The organism is Pseudomonas veronii (assembly GCF_002028325.1).
Classification (GTDB): Bacteria; Pseudomonadota; Gammaproteobacteria; order Pseudomonadales; family Pseudomonadaceae; genus Aquipseudomonas; species Aquipseudomonas veronii.
This window is the reverse complement of record NZ_CP018420.1, coordinates 1,088,502-1,103,603: the sequence shown is the minus strand read 5'-3', so window position 1 is coordinate 1,103,603 and position 15,102 is coordinate 1,088,502. Positions and strand designations below refer to the sequence as shown.

At 61.2% G+C, this 15,102-nt stretch carries 11 protein-coding genes and 1 other RNA gene; 4 read left to right on the top strand and 8 right to left on the bottom strand.

Annotation, left to right across the window (positions count from 1 at the left end; translation table 11 throughout):
- Positions 1 to 30: 30 nt before the first annotated feature.
- Positions 31 to 384: RNase P RNA component class A (gene rnpB / locus PverR02_RS05060), an RNA gene on the bottom strand.
- A gap of 96 nt (positions 385 to 480) precedes the next feature.
- On the bottom strand, positions 481 to 1,386 hold the full coding sequence (rsmI, locus tag PverR02_RS05055) for a 16S rRNA (cytidine(1402)-2'-O)-methyltransferase (protein ID WP_162231502.1): 906 nt from the start codon (positions 1,384 to 1,386) through the stop codon (positions 481 to 483).
- A gap of 187 nt (positions 1,387 to 1,573) precedes the next feature.
- On the opposite strand from rsmI, the gene PverR02_RS05050 reads away from it, so the two are divergent.
- The 4 genes from PverR02_RS05050 (at position 1,574) to PverR02_RS05035 (ending at position 5,020) form a co-directional block, all read left to right on the top strand.
- On the top strand, positions 1,574 to 3,385 hold the full coding sequence (locus tag PverR02_RS05050; RefSeq protein ID WP_079442876.1) for a penicillin-binding protein activator: 1,812 nt from the start codon (positions 1,574 to 1,576) through the stop codon (positions 3,383 to 3,385).
- Positions 3,385 to 3,756, top strand: a complete 372-nt coding sequence (locus PverR02_RS05045; protein WP_017845938.1) for a YraN family protein — start codon at positions 3,385 to 3,387, stop codon at positions 3,754 to 3,756. Before PverR02_RS05050 ends, PverR02_RS05045 begins: the two co-directional genes overlap by 1 nt.
- Positions 3,757 to 3,848: 92 nt before the next feature.
- Positions 3,849 to 4,442 carry a phosphoheptose isomerase gene (locus tag PverR02_RS05040; protein WP_003171862.1) on the top strand — a complete coding sequence of 198 codons (594 nt, stop codon included), beginning with the start codon at positions 3,849 to 3,851 and terminating at the stop codon, positions 4,440 to 4,442.
- Positions 4,439 to 5,020, top strand: a complete 582-nt coding sequence (locus PverR02_RS05035) for a BON domain-containing protein (RefSeq protein WP_017845939.1) — start codon at positions 4,439 to 4,441, stop codon at positions 5,018 to 5,020. The genes PverR02_RS05040 and PverR02_RS05035 overlap by 4 nt, the downstream gene beginning before the upstream one ends.
- A gap of 68 nt (positions 5,021 to 5,088) precedes the next feature.
- Here PverR02_RS05035 and PverR02_RS05030 read toward each other — a convergent pair whose 3' ends face one another.
- The 6 genes from PverR02_RS05030 to PverR02_RS05005 form a co-directional block, all read right to left on the bottom strand.
- A complete protein-coding gene (locus PverR02_RS05030; RefSeq protein ID WP_079442875.1) occupies positions 5,089 to 5,862 on the bottom strand; it encodes an OmpA family protein in 774 nt (257 codons plus the stop codon).
- A 211-nt stretch (positions 5,863 to 6,073) separates the two neighbouring features.
- Positions 6,074 to 6,718 carry an MBL fold metallo-hydrolase gene (locus PverR02_RS05025; protein ID WP_079442874.1) on the bottom strand — a complete coding sequence of 215 codons (645 nt, stop codon included), beginning with the start codon at positions 6,716 to 6,718 and terminating at the stop codon, positions 6,074 to 6,076.
- Between the two features lie 126 nt (positions 6,719 to 6,844).
- Positions 6,845 to 9,574 (bottom strand): LuxR C-terminal-related transcriptional regulator, encoded by a 2,730-nt coding sequence (locus PverR02_RS05020; RefSeq protein WP_057004263.1) that lies wholly within the window; start codon positions 9,572 to 9,574, stop codon positions 6,845 to 6,847.
- A 225-nt stretch (positions 9,575 to 9,799) separates the two neighbouring features.
- Complete coding sequence (locus PverR02_RS05015) at positions 9,800 to 11,164, bottom strand: DUF1329 domain-containing protein (protein WP_079442873.1); 1,365 nt, start codon at positions 11,162 to 11,164, stop codon at positions 9,800 to 9,802.
- Between the two features lie 29 nt (positions 11,165 to 11,193).
- Positions 11,194 to 13,065 carry a DUF1302 domain-containing protein gene (locus tag PverR02_RS05010; protein WP_079442872.1) on the bottom strand — a complete coding sequence of 624 codons (1,872 nt, stop codon included), beginning with the start codon at positions 13,063 to 13,065 and terminating at the stop codon, positions 11,194 to 11,196.
- A gap of 331 nt (positions 13,066 to 13,396) precedes the next feature.
- Positions 13,397 to 15,079, bottom strand: a complete 1,683-nt coding sequence (locus tag PverR02_RS05005) for a fatty acid--CoA ligase (protein WP_017845945.1) — start codon at positions 15,077 to 15,079, stop codon at positions 13,397 to 13,399.
- Between the last annotated feature and the right edge of the window lie 23 nt (positions 15,080 to 15,102).

Genomic DNA, 15,102 nt, shown 5'->3' with positions numbered 1-15,102 from the left:
CTGCACGAGATTCGGACAGAAGGAAAAAAGGTGGAGAGTCGATCTATAAGCCGGGTTCTGTCTTGAACAGTCATTCGTCTACGATGGCCATCACTGGACATCTTTAGCAACCTACCCGGTCCCAGCGCGGGCCACGCCTTGGGACCCTATTTGGTCTTGCTCCAAGTGGGGTTTACCTAGCCACGAACTGTTGCCAGACGTGCGGTGCGCTCTTACCGCACCTTTTCACCCTTACCGGCACCGAAGTGCTTAGGCGGTTATTTTCTGTGGCACTTTCCGTAGGCTCACGCCTCCCAGGCATTACCTGGCACTTCGCCCTATGGAGCCCGGACTTTCCTCCCCCCCCTAATTTTCATAGAGGGCAGCGACTGTCCAATCGACTCTCCGCCGCGCAGGTTAACGGCACGACGGAGTTAGGACAAGTATTAAAAGTGCAGCAATGCCATCACGTTCAGACGGAATACCGGTTTAACCCCGGAACTATTCGGCTTTCTGTTTATCCAGCGCGGCCTGATACAACACATTTTTACGCACTCCGGTGATTTCCGCTGCCAGCGCCGCCGCTCGCTTAAGGGGCATCTCCTTGAGCAGCAGATCCAGAACGCGCATGGCTTCGCCACCGACGGCGTCTTCATTTTCCGGCGCCGTCCAACCCGCCACCAGCACCACGCACTCGCCACGCTGCTGATTGCTGTCACCTTCGACAAACGCGCGCAGTTCTTCCAGCGGCAGCCCCTTGAGCGTCTCGAAGGTCTTGGTCAGCTCGCGGGCCAGCAGCGCCAGGCGCTCGCCACCGAACACCAGCTCCATGTCCTGCAGGCATTCGAGGATACGATGCGGGGCTTCATAGAAGATCAGCGTGCGCGGTTCTTCCTTAAGCGCCTGAAGACGTGCGCGACGCCCCACCGCCTTGGCCGGCAGGAAACCTTCGAAGATGAAACGATCCGACGGCAACCCCGCGGCGGATAACGCCGCAATCAAAGCGCATGCGCCCGGAACCGGCACTACATTGATACCCGCGGCACGCGCCTGACGGACCAGGTGGTAACCGGGATCGGAAATCAGCGGGGTACCGGCATCGGAAATCAGCGCCACATCGTCACCGGCCAGCAGGCGCGTGATAAAACGGCTGCCTTCTTCGCGCTCGTTATGTTCGTGGCAGGCCGCCAATGGCGTACTGATGCCGAAATGCTGCATCAAGCGCTGGGAGTGCCGAGTGTCTTCCGCAGCGATCAATTTAACGTCGCGCAACACTTTAAGCGCCCGGGCGCTGATGTCGTCCAGGTTGCCAATGGGCGTCGCCACGACAAAAAGCGAGCCTGCAGTGGAATTCAAAGGACCTGGAGCAGTCAAAACGCACACCTCGATGGTTGGCAAAAGCCACATTGTAGCGCGTCGACGCCGCGGAAATATGCCATCGAGATGGATGCCGTTTCAGCCGTCGGTCGGCCCTAGCCACCCAAACGCAACATTTGCACCACCTAAATTCACGGTTTCACGCCAGTAACATCGCGCCTGGGCCAGTGCTTGGGTACAATTCCACGCTAATTTGATCGGTATCAGGAACACTTACATGATCCCTTGCCTGCGGCTGCTCTCCGCCCTCTGCCTCGCTGCCTTGCTGGGCGCCTGTGCCAGCTCGCCCTCGTCCCGCCTTGGCGACCTGCCACGGACCCCGGATGCCAGTATCGAGCAACTGCTCGAACAGGCGACTACCGCCAACACGCCCGAAAAAGCTGCGTTGCTGCGCCTGAGCGCGGCCGACATGGCCTACCACCAGAACAACGCTGGCCGCTCGTCGCAGATTCTTGCGCAGGTGCCGCTGGATGTTCTCAAGCCCGCTGCGCAGGTGTTCGCCAACACCCTGGCCGCCGAACTGGCCATGACGCGTAACCAGCCCAAGGCCGCGCTGGCGGCGTTGAACCACCCCAGCCTGCAGAACCTGAAGGAGCTGCCGGCCGAACAGCAGGTCCGCACCGGCACCGTACATGCACGCGCCTATGAAGCCGACGGCCAGACCCTGGCCGCCGCTCGCGAGCGTGTGACCATGGCGCCACTGCTGACCGGCGACGCCGCCAAGAGCAACCATGAAGCCATCTGGGCGCTGATTGCCGCGCTGCCGGCCGAACAGCTGCAAGCCAGCGGCAACCCGACGCTCGACGGCTGGATCACCCTGGCCCAGGCGGTCAAGGGCGCCGGCACGCTGGAGCAACAGCAAGCCGCCATTGACACCTGGCGCGCGCAGAACCCGGGCCATCCGGCCGCCGTGCAACTGCCGACGCCGCTGACCAAACTCAAGGAACTGGCGAGCCAGCCGCTGAACAAGATCGCCCTGCTGCTGCCGCAGGAGGGTCCACTGGCCAACGTGGCCAAGGCCCTGCGCGAAGGCTTCATGGCCGCGCATTACCAGGCTGAACAAGCCGGGCAGAAGCCGCCGGTCATCGAGTTCTATGACAGCTCGCGCCTGACCTCCCTCGACGACTTCTACGCCAAGGCCAAGGCTGCCGGCGTGCAATTGGTCGTCGGGCCGCTGGAAAAGCCGCTGGTCAAACAGCTCAGCGCGCGCCCGCAATTGCCGATTACCACCCTGGCGTTGAACTACAGCGAGACCGATCAAAACCCGGCGCAGTTGTTCCAGTTCGGCCTGGCGGCTGAAGACGAAGCTCGCGAAGTCTCGCGCCGCGCCCGTGCCGACGGCCTGCACCGCGCCGCTGCGATGGTGCCCCGTGGCGAATGGGGTGAGCGTGTCTACAAGGCCTTCCGCCAGGACTGGGAAGCCAACGGCGGCACCGTTGTCGGCGTCGAGTACGTCGACCAGCCGGTCGCCCTCGCCCAGCAGATTGCCGATCTGTTCCAACTGCGTAAAAGTGAAGGCCGTGCCAAGAGCCTGCAAAGCGCCGTCGGCACCGACGTCGCCGCACAACCTTCGCGTCGCCAGGATATCGAGTTCATCTTCCTGGCCGTCACCCCGCAACTGGCCCAGCAGATCAAGCCGACCCTGAACTTCCAGTACGCTGGCGACGTGCCGGTGTATGCGACGTCTCACGTGTTCAGCGCCAGCGGCGACAAGAACCAGTACCTGGACATGACCAACGTGATGTTCTGCGAAACCCCTTGGCTGCTCAACACCACCGACCCGCTGCGCAACCAGGTCGCTGCACAGTGGCCGCAAGCCAATGGCAGCCTTGGCCGCCTGTACGCGATGGGCGTCGATGCCTACCGCCTGGCGCCACGCGTAGGCCAACTCAAGGCATTGCCGGATACGCGCATTGACGGCCTCTCGGGCAACCTGGGCATCAGCACGCACCAGCGCGTTGACCGCCAGATGCCGTGGGCGAAGTTCGTCGGCGGCGAGGTCCAGCGTCTGCCCGATACCCCACGCTGATGCCCGAGCGGTCCAGCGCACAAAGCGGCAAGGATGCCGAACTTCAAGCGCTTGAGTATCTTCGACAACAGGGTCTGCGCCTTCTGGCGCAGAACTGGTTGTGTAAACGCGGCGAGCTTGATCTGGTCATGCTTGACGGCGATACAGTAGTATTCGTCGAAGTCCGCTACAGAAAACACGCACAATGGGGTGGCGCGCTCGCCAGTATCGACGGGCGCAAGCGTCAGAAGCTGATACTCGCCGCGCAGTTTTTCCTGCTCAAGGAGCATCGCTGGGCTGACTCCCCCTGCCGTTTCGATGTGGTTGCCATTGAAAGCACACCGTCTGGCAAAGCTGATTTGAACTGGCTCAAAGATGCCTTCGACAGCTGATTCGCCGGACATCTTCACCACATACTTTTGCTCTTTGCTTTGCGGGCTGCACATTCCTGTGCCAAATAGCCGCGCTACTTAAGGTCACACAGATGGACATGCAATCCCGAATTCGCCAGCTTTTCCAGGCCAGCATCGACACCAAGCAACAGGCGATGGACGTACTTGCACCGCACATCGAGCAAGCCAGTCAGGTCATGGTCAATGCCTTGCTCAACGAGGGCAAAATGCTTTCGTGCGGCAACGGCGGCTCGGCCGGCGATGCCCAGCATTTCTCGTCCGAGTTGCTCAACCGCTTCGAGCGCGAGCGTCCGAGCTTGCCGGCCATTGCCTTGACCACCGATTCGTCGACGATCACCTCGATCGCCAACGACTACAGCTACAACGAAATCTTCTCCAAACAGATCCGCGCCCTGGGGCAACCGGGTGACGTGCTGCTGGCGATTTCCACCAGCGGCAACTCGGCGAATATTATTCAGGCGATCCAGGCCGCACATGATCGCGAAATGATTGTCGTAGCATTGACTGGCCGCGACGGCGGCGGCATGGCCTCGCTGTTGCTGCCCGAAGACGTGGAGATTCGCGTCCCGGCCAATGTCACCGCACGTATTCAGGAAGTCCACCTGCTGACGATCCACTGCCTGTGCGATCTGATCGACAGCCAACTGTTCGGGAGTGAAGAATGACCGTTAAACGCCTCAGCCTATTGGCGATTGCGCTGTGCCTCGGCATCAGCGGCTGCAGCACGGCAATCACCGCGACACGTGACACCCCCATCCAGGACGACAAGGGCACCCGCACCTTCGGCAGCAAGATTGACGACTCGCTGATCGAAACCAAGGTCGAGGTCAACGTCGCCAAGGCCGCTACGGACCTGGGCAATGGCGCGTCGCGCATCGTCGTGACCAGCTTCAACGGCGTGGTGCTGCTCGCCGGCCAAACGCCACGTGCCGAACTCAAGGCTCAGGCCGAACAAGCCGCCTCGGCCGTGCAGCGGGTCAAGAAGGTCCACAACGAATTGCAGGTAATGGACCCGATCACCCTGCTGGCCATCAGCAACGATGCGCTGCTGACCACCAAGATCAAGGCGCAGATGCTGACCGACAACGCCATTCCCGGTTCACGCATCAAAGTCGTCACCGACAACGGCATCGTTTACCTGATGGGCCTGCTGACCCAGGCGGAAGCGACCCGTGCGGCGAACTTGGTACAGGGCGTGTCCGGCGTACAGAAGATCGTGAAGGTGTTCGAGTACATCGATTGATGTAACCGACGGCCACAAAAAAGGGCGCCGTGCATTGATTGCACGGCGCCCTTTTTATTGGCTGCAGATTACTGGTACTGCGAGTACGGGTTGCCCTGGAACTGGTTGTTCTGCTGCGGCGCCTGTTGCTGGGCGGCCGGCTGGCCATACTGCTGGCCTGGGATTGGGCCCAGGTTCACTTCTACACGACGGTTCTGCGCGCGACCGTTGACGTCGGCATTGCTGGCAATCGGATTATCCGGACCGGCACCACGAGCGCTCAGGTTGGCAGCGCTGACGCCTTGGGAGGTCAGATAGTTGGCCACGCTCTGCGCACGACGCCGGGACAGGTCCATGTTCAACTGGCGGCTGCCGGTGCTATCGGTGTAACCCACGATCTGGATGGTGTTCTGGCTGAACTGCTTGAGCGAGTTGGCCAGGTTGTTCAGCGGCGTATAGAAGCTGCTGGAGATCGCGTCCGAGTTGGTGGCGAAGGTGATGTTGCCCGGCATGATCAACTTGATCTGATCGCCCTGGCGCTGAACTTCAACCCCGGTATTGGCCATGCTTTCGCGCAGTTTCTTTTCCTGCTGGTCGGCGTAGTAGCCATAACCCGCAGCGCCTGCACCCGCGACGACGGCACCGATCAGTGCGCCCTTGCCACGGTTGTTATGGTCGATGGCTGCACCGGCCAACGCACCGGCCAGAGCGCCGAGGCCGCCGTACTTGACGGTCTTGCTCATGCCACCGGATTCATTACTCGCCTGTCCCTGGCTGCTACCGTCATACGGATTGGGTGAAGCACAGCCAGATAACATGGCTACGGCAGTAGCGACAACGAGCAGACGACGCGGAGTGAACATGGAGAAGCTCCTACTTTTGCACTCTGGGTGCAGAGGATATGGACAATGGATCTTTGCCGGGTTTTGAACGCGACAAACGGTAAAAATTCCGTGGACGTATCTTAACCTGTAACAAAAAACGCAGGACTATCGTCGCGGCACAAACCGTAGCAGACGCACGCTGAACACACGCTGAGTTTTTTGCTACAGAGCTTGACCGCCTACGTTGCAATCATGCGCGCACAAAGGGGTTCTCGCGCATCTCGTCACCGAGTCGCGTCTCCGGCCCGTGACCGGTCACCACCGTCGCCGCCTCATCCAGCGTATACAGGCGCTGCTTGATCGAGCGCACAATCGCCGCTTGGTCCCCGCCCCACAAATCCGTGCGGCCTACGCCCCGGCGAAACAACGTATCCCCGGCGATCAGCAGCTTGGCATCGGCAAACCAGAAACTCATCGACCCCGGCGTGTGCCCCGGCGTATGCAATGCGACGCCGCAACCGCAAGCCAGCTCTTCATCGTCGGCCAGCCAACGGTCCGGCGACGGCACCGGCGTATACGGCACGCCAAACGTCTGGCACTGCATCTCCAGGTTATCCCAGAGGAACTGGTCGGCCTTGTGCAAATGCAGGGTCGCGCCGGTCTTCTCCTTCAACTGGCCGGACGCCAGGAAGTGATCCAGGTGAGCATGGGTGTGAATGATGCTCACCACCTTGAGGCCCAGCGCCTCGAGCCGCGCCAGGATCAGCTCGTGATTGCCGCCGGGGTCGACCACGATGGCTTGTTTACTGATGGGGTCGCCGATGATGGTGCAGTTGCACTGCAACGGGCCGACGGGGAAGGTTTCGCGGATAAGGGTCGGCTTTGCGGTGTCCATGAACGGTCCTCTCGTGCAAACGGCATAGGGTTTCCGGGCGACTGTCGCCAGAATAATTGCACTATTAAACCAGACTGGAGCGGCGTCGCACCTCAACGCAAGCAAGCTCGCCAGCGGACTCAGGCTTTAACCAATCAACCGCAGCTCCTGCGCCCGTGCGACCGCCTGGGTGCGCCGCTCCACGCCGAGCTTGCTGTTGATATGGCTCGCGTGGGTCTTGACCGTGTGCAGGGAGATGAAGAGGCGGTTACTGATCTCCTGGTTCGAACAACCCTGGGCGATCAGTTGCAGCACCGCCAGCTCGCGGGCGCTCAGGGTTTCATGGTTGGGCGCCGGCTCGCTGACAGCAACGGCCGGCAGCAGCGCCAACAGGCTCTGGTTCAATAAACCATGGGGGTCTTGGCCGAGTTGATCGCGCATCCAGTCGGGATACCCTTCAAGCAGGCGCTGGAAGGGTTGCAGCGCGCCCCCGGCTCCGGCTTCCAGGGCGCGAACCAACACCTCGCGCGCCTTGGCCTCCTGGCCGCTCTCCAGCAGCAACTGCGCCTGCTGGGTCAGCGCCATCAGGGCAATCATCTGGCGGCCGCTGCCATGAGCGTGTTGCGCCAGGTCTTCGAGGCGCTGCAGGGCCGCCGCCGGTTGATGGCGGATCGCGTCCAACGCGGCTTGCTGCAGCTCGATATGCTGCGGTAGGTGCGGATGAAACTCCGGGGCCGCCGCCGCGTGTGCGCCGTTGTAGGTTTGCCCCAGGCGGGTCAGCCAGGCGTCGGCCAGGTCGGTACGCCCCTGGGCCAACCAGAGCTCGCATTTGATCAGGGTGATCATTGCCAGGTAGTAAATCGGCGGCACATCCCAGATGTGCATCAGACGTTCGGCCTCGGCCAGTTCGGCGAAGGCTTTGGGGAAGTCGCCGCGGCGCCCTTCGAAGTTGGCAATCACGCAATGCCCGATCAGCACGCTGATATCCCGGCAGGCGCGGGCTTCGGCCAGGCCGGCGCGCAGGCGGACCAGGCCGGCTTCAGGCTGACAACGCGCGAGCAGCAGGTAGCCTTCGTAAAGCGCTAATCGGGCGCGCACGGCGTACAACCGTTGGGGCGAAAGGTCGTGCAAGCGTTGCAGGCCCTGGTGTACTTCATCCAGCGAGCGCAGGATTTCGCCGCGCGCCTGCAGGACCCGCGCGCGGTCGTAATGGGCCAGGGCCTCGAACAGGGGGTTGCCGACACGCTGCGCCAATTCGAGGGATTCGCGGTTCAAGCCACGGGCGCGCCACAGGTCGGCATCGACGATCGCCAGGTTGGAGAGGGTCGACAGGCACATCAGGCGCTGACCATAACGGCGCTGCGGCAGGCTTTCCAAGGCTTCGCTGCAATAGCGCTGGGTCAGCTCGCGGTCGCCTCGGCCTCGGGCGATGATCCCGCTCAGCGCCAGCCACTGCGCCAGCATCGACTTCTGCGCAGTGGCCGATGGCGCCGGCAGGAAGCGGCTGAGATAGCCGGACAGTTCTTCCGCCGCATCCAGCTGGCACGCCAGGCCCAAGGCCCAGCTGTACAGCACGATCAACCGGGGCGTGCTGATCAGCAGGCTGTCGGGCAGGTCCATTTTCCAGCGTAGGAGCATGCCGACGTTCTGCTCGGCCAGCAGTTGCTCCTCGGAGAGGTTCTGCACCAGGTTCGCCGCCACATCCAGATGACCGGCGCGCAGCGCCTGCTCGACCGCTTCATCGATCAGCCCCTGGGCGTTGAACCAGCGACAGGCGCGCAGGTGCAGGCTGGCGGGCGGCAGCACGGCGCTGCTCGCGCGCCGGGTGCGCAGCAGGTCGGAAAACAAATGGTGGTAACGGAACCAGTGCCCCTGCTCGTCCAGCGGCACCAGAAATACCTGATGAGCCTGCAAGTAACGCAGGATTTCCGCGCTGTCGTGGGCATCGCGTATGGCGTCGCACAGTTCACTGCAAAAGCGTTCCTGCGAAGCGGTTTCATAGAGGAATGCCTGGACTTCCGCCGGCAGGCAATCAATCACTTCTTCCAGCAAATAGTCGCGTATCAAGCCTTCGCCGCCGTGCAGGCTCTGCGGCAAGGCGCCCTCATTCCCCGCTTCGGAGGCCGCCAACAGCCAGAAACGCAAGCCGGCGACCCAGCCTTCACTGCGCCGGATCAAGTTATCCAGCGCCTCGCCGCGCAGCGAACTGCTGTGGCGATCCAACACCGCCAGGGATTCGGCGTGGGTCAGGCGCAGGTCTTGCTCATGCAGCTCCAGCAGGTGCCGAGACAGGCGCAAGCGCGCCAGGTGCCAGTCCGGGCGCTGGCGACTGGTAACCAACACCAGCAGGCCATCGGGCAAATGATTGAGGAAAAACTGCAGGCAACGGTCAAGCACCGGGCCCTGGGCCAAATGGTAGTCATCCAGCACCAGCAACAAAGGCGCACGCGTGGACAACTGCAGCGCCAGCTCATCGAGCAAGCCATCGAGCCATTCCTCGAAGGCAAACGGTTGATGACGCTGACGCATTTTCAGCAGGCCCAGGGATTGCGCACCCAGTTGCGGGAAGTATTGCTGCAAGCCGTCAAGCAGGCGCTCGAGGAAACGCCCGGGGTCGTTATCCCGTGGGCTCAGGCCCAGCCAAAGGCTTTGCCAATGGGCGGGCAGACTCTGGCAGAACTCGACCGCCAGCGAACTCTTGCCGAACCCCGCCGGCGCGCAGACCAGCAGCAATCGCCCTTCCAGGCCAGCGCTCAGCCGTTCGCACAGGCGCGGGCGCAGCACATAGCCGTCAGGCAGCGGAGGCCTGTAGAAGCGACCTTCCAGGGTCGGGATCACCGCGCTGGCAGGCCCCTGGATTCGGGACAGATCAGTCATCGCCGGGCTCTTGTAGAAGGCTGTTGTCGGCATTGCAGATGTCCGCAGACTAGCGGTAAAAGCGGCGGTTTTGTAGATCTTTGCAACATTTGCCTGAAAAAGAACTGCGACAAGAAATGTGAGAGGGGGCTTGCTCCCGATTGCGCTGGGGCAGCCAATAGAATTCTTGGCTGTCAGACCGCTATCGGGGGCAAGCCCCCTCCCACATTTGGCTATGCGTGCAGCTTAGCGAACACCGTCCTGGCGCAGGGCCGCCGGGCTGAAGTCGCTGATGCCGGCGGTGAAGCCGAAGTCATACGCCTGTTTCTCTTCGTTCTTCATGCCCAGGGCCAGGTAGCGGCCGGACTGCAGGTCGTAGAGGGTTTCCAGGGCGTACCACGGCACTTGTTTGTCGTAGTAGTTCTCGGCATGGGCTTCGGCGACGCGCCACAGTTGGCCGCGACCGTCGTAGTGGTCGATCACGGCCGCTTGCCAGGTGTCTTCGTCGATGAAGAAGTCACGCTTGGCGTAGATGTGGCGCTGGCCTTCCTTCAGGGTCGCGACCACATGCCACACGCGGCGCAACTCGTAGCGTGCGAGGTCCTGGTTGATGTGGCCGGCCTTGATGATGTCGACATACTTGAGTTTCGGATCGTCGATCTTGTAGCTGTTGGAGGCGATGTAGATTTCTTTCTTGCCTTCCAGTTTCCAGTCGTAGCGGTCCGGCGCACCGTTGTACATGTCGAGGTTGTCGGAGGTACGCAGGCCGTCGGCAGCGGTACCCGGCCCGTCATAAGACACTTGCGGCGCCCGGCGTACACGGCGCTGGCCGGCGTTGTAGACCCACGCCGAGCGCGGTTCCTTCACCTGGTCGAGGGTTTCGTGGACCAGCAGCACACCACCGGCCAGACGTGCCGGCGCGGTCACTTGCTGCTTGAAGTAGAACAGCACGTTACCGGGGTTTTTCGGGTCGAAGTCCTTCATTTTGTCGCGGAACACGAACTGGTCTTTGAAATACACCAGGCTGAACGAACCGTTGGTCTGCGGCGTGGCCTGGGTCACCAGGCGGGTCACGCTGCCGCCGCGATAGCGGGTGATGTGGTTCCAGATGACTTCAACGCCACTTTTCGGAATCGGGAACGGCACGGCGGTTTCGAAGTTTTCCAGACCGTTACCGCCGGACACCAGGTTGGTGTTGGTCGCGTTCTTCTTGATCGAGGCGAACACCTCGGCCGGTACAGTGGCGCCGCGATGGGTCGGGTAGACCGGCATCTTGAAGGTTTCCGGGTAGCGCTTGAACATCGCGTACTGCCCCGGCGCCAGCTTGTCTTTGTATTGCTCGACGTTTTGCGCGGTGATGGTGAATTGCGGTTGTTCGCTGGCATAAGGGTTGGCCAGGAAACCACGGGCGTCGACGGCGCCGGCATTCGTCGGCAACGGCGACCATTTGGGAATGGTGCCTGCGGCGTTACCGGCCATTTCGGCACCCATCGGGGTCAGGGTCGTGCCCAGCTTGGCGGCCTCATCCGCCGACACCGCCGCCATGACGTTACTCGCCAGGATCGACAGCCCAAGCACACCGACGTGCAACAGACTTTTAGTTATTTTCATGTTCTGGTTCTTCCTGAAATGCAGTGTGCTTAGAAGTTGGCGCCGACGCTGAGGGCGATGAAATCACGGTCGTCCACAGTGGAATACTTACCGCCGAAGAAGTTGGTGTAGGCCAAGCTCGCGGTGTAGGTATTCTGGTATTCAGCATCCAGGCCGAGACTGACAGCCTTGCGACCTTCTTCGAAGTTGCCGCCAGGGCCTGGCGAATAACCGCTGACGTCATGGGACCAGGCCACGTTGGGCTTGAGGTTCACACCCGCGAACACGTCCGGGTATTCCCAGATTGCCCGGCCGCGATAGCCCCAGGAGTTGGCGGTGGTAAAGCCGTCATTGTTGCAGTTGGCCGTCAGGTTACTGCGGTCTGTACCTGCGCCCGCACCGGCAATGGTTCCCGCGTTGAGCGTCGCACACAGTGGGCCTTCCCCAGGACCAAATACCGGATCACGCCCGTAGCGCGCTTTCGAGCTGCTTTCCAGGCCGCCGACGTGGGTCAGCCCCACTTCGCCCACCAGTGTCAGCCGGCTGGCGCCCATGACCTGATCAAAGAAGTGCGTAAAGGTGGTCTGGAGCTGGGTGATTTCCTTGCGGCGATAGCCATTCAGATCCTGACCGGCGGCACCCTTGAGCGGGGAAGCACCGTTCAAGCCTGTCAACGGCGTAACGCCCGCGTACAAGATGTCGGTGGTGTTGAGCTGAACCGGCGCGTTCGGCCGGTAGCTGATCTCGCCGCTCCACGCTGTGCCGGTAGGCAAGGTTGTCGAGAAGCTCAAACCGTACAAGCGAATGTCTTCTGGATATTCGACGAAGTAGCTGGAGTTACCGGCCACGATGAGTGGACGCAGACTACTGGCTGGCGTGAACGTCAATGCGTTAGCCGCAGCGTAAGTCGCAGCCGATGCGCCCTTGGCGCTGAAAATCGGCGCACGGCTGTGGTAGTTCATGAAGTAAGCGCCGAACTCAGTGTCCAGCGGCTCGAAGTTATAGTGCATGGCTACACCGAACTGCCCGCCATCACGCGCGTCGCGATCAGAGCCGCGCTTGACCAGCACACCTTCTTCGTTGATGTTGACGCCAAACTGATTCATCAGCGGCAAACCACCGGCTGCGGTTATCACAGAGCGCTTGCTGAGCAACCGCAGGTTGTCATTGCAGCCGCCTGTAATGACGTCCGCCTGGGAGAAAAATGTCCCGCAGTTATCGGTGACGGTCTTCTCCCAATCCAACTGATAGAAGCCTTCCGCCGACAGGTTTTCGGTCAGTGTCTGCGACACATAGAACATGTTGACCGGAATCAGGCCTTCCTTGATCTCGGCACCCGGGCGACGGAACGCCGCTACGTCAATCGGGTTGATGGAGTTGATGCCGCCGCCGATGAAGGTACTTTCGCCCCAACTTACAACCTGCTTACCGAAACGCGCGGAACCGGGCTCATCGGCAATCGAGTAGTTGTGATAAATGAAGGCGTCGAGAATTTCCCCGCCGGAAGACCGGGCGCCCATAGGACGGCCTTTGTCACTGATGTCCTTGAACTCACGATTTTCGTCCTTGAGTTCAAAGTCATACCAATATTTGCCGCGTACAAACACACCGGTGTCGCCGTATTTCAGTTCCAGGTCATGGATGCCCTTGAAGATTTTCGAGAACGTCTCGCCGCGCTTGAAGTTCAAATGGCCGTCATCGGAGGTCTGGGACAAGCCCTTGCCGCCATTGTTGACGCCGATCAGATCGCGGTTGGCCTTGGCTGTCGACCAACTCGCCCCCACGGAAAGAGAGGAGTCAAAATTCCCTTCGATTTCACCGATATTGAAACTGACGCCGAATGCCGGCCCGGCGAGCGTAGAAGCGAGACTGACGGCCAGGGGCAATCTTGCCCGGCGCCAGAACTGATTTACTGAGGTCATCGACGCTACTCCATGTGCATTATTGTTATGGCAGTGAGTTCTTTCGGTGATGCATGTAACGGCCGGAATACAACGATTCCAATGCCGCCCGGCAACCGAGCCCCCATGGCTCGAAGCGCAACATCCTTGAAAAACTCTGAGAGGGACTATAGCCAGCAGGGGGTACCGCTTGATCCCTCTAAAGTGTGATTTGCATCACCGACCCGTCTGCCACAGCCCTTTTGCCACGTCGACGAAGGCCGACGCGGCAAGGATGGCTGAAAATCGGCAAATCACAAGTGAAGCCGCGAGATAGAGCATTGCCGTGCCCGAACGGGCACGGCGAAAGGTATCAAAGGGTAGAGAGGAACGTACTGTTGTTGGCCTGCCACTCAATGATGTCGACGCGGATACGTTTTTTGTCGAGCTTGCCGACACTGGTCTTGGGAATTTCAGTAACAATGGCGATCTGGTTTGGAATCGCCCACTTGCTCAAGTGGCCCAACTCCACGAACGGCTTGAGGTGCTCCTTGAGCTCACGGGCGCCTATCACATGGCCATCACGCACCACCAGCAACGCAAACGGGCGCTCGCCCCACTGCGGATCGGCGATGCCCACCACCGCTACTTCGCGTACCGCCGGGTGGCGGCTGACCAGGTCTTCCAGAGCCAGGGACGAGATCCATTCGCCGCCGGTCTTGATCACGTCCTTGATGCGGTCGCGGATATCGATCACCCCAAACGCGTCGAGGGTCGCCACGTCGCCGGTGTGCATCCAGCCGCCTTCCCACAGCTCGGCGCCCTTTTGCGGCTCGTTGTAGTAACCCTCGGTCAGCCACGGCGCGCGTAGCACCAGTTCGCCCTGGGACTCGCCATCGGCGGGCAGGAAATGCCCGTCGCTGTCGATGATCGCCGCTTCCACCAACGGCCCGGGCACACCGGCCTTGATGCGGTAAGTGGTGCGCTCGTCCTCGGTGCCGGCCATCAGCTCATCGTTGAGATGGGCGCAGGACACCAACGGCCCGGTCTCGGACATGCCATACGCGGCGGTCAGTTGAATCCCACGCGCCTTGGCCGCTTCATACAGCGTGCGATTGAGGGCGCTGCCGCCGATGACGATTTTCCAGCCGCCAAAGTCCACGCCCTGGGCGGCCTTGGCGTTGAGCACCATTTGCAGGATGGTCGGCACACAGTGGGAAAAGGTGACCTTCTCCTTGCGCCACAGCTCCACCAGGTATTCCGGATCGTAACGCCCGGGGTAGACCTGTTTCAGGCCCAGCATGGTGGCCACATACGGCAGGCCCCAGGCATGCACGTGGAACATCGGCGTGATCGGCATGTACACGTCGTTGGTGCCCAGCAAGCGCACGCTGTCGACACTGCCCATGATGGTCGCCACGCCGATGGTGTGCAGCACCAATTGGCGATGGGTGAAGTACACACCCTTGGGGTTACCGGTGGTGCCGGTGGTATAGAAGGTGGTGGCGACGGAATTTTCGTCGAAATCCTCGAAATCGTATTTCGGGCTGGCGGCGGCCAGCAGGGTTTCGTACTCCCCCACCAGGTTCGGCAGTTCAGCGGTTTTCTCGGCCGCATCGGTCAGCAACAAGGTTTTGTCGACGGTGGTGAGCTGCCCGGCAATCGCCTGGTAGAGCCCCACGAACTCGCTGTTGACCAGCACAAAGCGGTCCTCGGCGTGGTTCATGGTGTAGAGAATCTGTTCCGGCGACAGGCGCACGTTGATGGTATGAATCACCGCGCCGATCATCGGGATGGCGAACATGCATTCCAGGTAACGGTGGCTGTCCCAGTCCATCACGGCAACGGTATCACCGGCCTTGACCCCGGCTTCGGTGAGCACATTGGCCAGGCGCGCGACCCGCTCGATCAGGGTTGGATAGGTGTAGCGCAGCTTGTCGCGATAGATGATTTCCCGGGTCTTCTCATAACGGGCCCCGGACATGAGCAGGCGTTTGATCAACAGCGGATATTGGTACGCACCTTCGGCGGGCGGGATAACACGGGTCTGCAACATACGAATCCCTTTTTATGACTGCA

What these genes read in the sequence shown, in the direction of transcription:
- rsmI (WP_162231502.1), bottom strand. Translation starts at nt 1,386, where the DNA reads ATGTGGCTTTTGCCAACCATCGAGGTGTGCGTTTTGACTGCTCCAGGT.
- PverR02_RS05050 (WP_079442876.1), top strand. Translation starts at nt 1,574, where the DNA reads ATGATCCCTTGCCTGCGGCTGCTCTCCGCCCTCTGCCTCGCTGCCTTG.
- PverR02_RS05045 (WP_017845938.1), top strand. Translation starts at nt 3,385, where the DNA reads ATGCCCGAGCGGTCCAGCGCACAAAGCGGCAAGGATGCCGAACTTCAA.
- PverR02_RS05040 (WP_003171862.1), top strand. Translation starts at nt 3,849, where the DNA reads ATGGACATGCAATCCCGAATTCGCCAGCTTTTCCAGGCCAGCATCGAC.
- PverR02_RS05035 (WP_017845939.1), top strand. Translation starts at nt 4,439, where the DNA reads ATGACCGTTAAACGCCTCAGCCTATTGGCGATTGCGCTGTGCCTCGGC.
- PverR02_RS05030 (WP_079442875.1), bottom strand. Translation starts at nt 5,862, where the DNA reads ATGTTCACTCCGCGTCGTCTGCTCGTTGTCGCTACTGCCGTAGCCATG.
- PverR02_RS05025 (WP_079442874.1), bottom strand. Translation starts at nt 6,718, where the DNA reads ATGGACACCGCAAAGCCGACCCTTATCCGCGAAACCTTCCCCGTCGGC.
- PverR02_RS05020 (WP_057004263.1), bottom strand. Translation starts at nt 9,574, where the DNA reads ATGACTGATCTGTCCCGAATCCAGGGGCCTGCCAGCGCGGTGATCCCG.
- PverR02_RS05015 (WP_079442873.1), bottom strand. Translation starts at nt 11,164, where the DNA reads ATGAAAATAACTAAAAGTCTGTTGCACGTCGGTGTGCTTGGGCTGTCG.
- PverR02_RS05010 (WP_079442872.1), bottom strand. Translation starts at nt 13,065, where the DNA reads ATGACCTCAGTAAATCAGTTCTGGCGCCGGGCAAGATTGCCCCTGGCC.
- PverR02_RS05005 (WP_017845945.1), bottom strand. Translation starts at nt 15,079, where the DNA reads ATGTTGCAGACCCGTGTTATCCCGCCCGCCGAAGGTGCGTACCAATAT.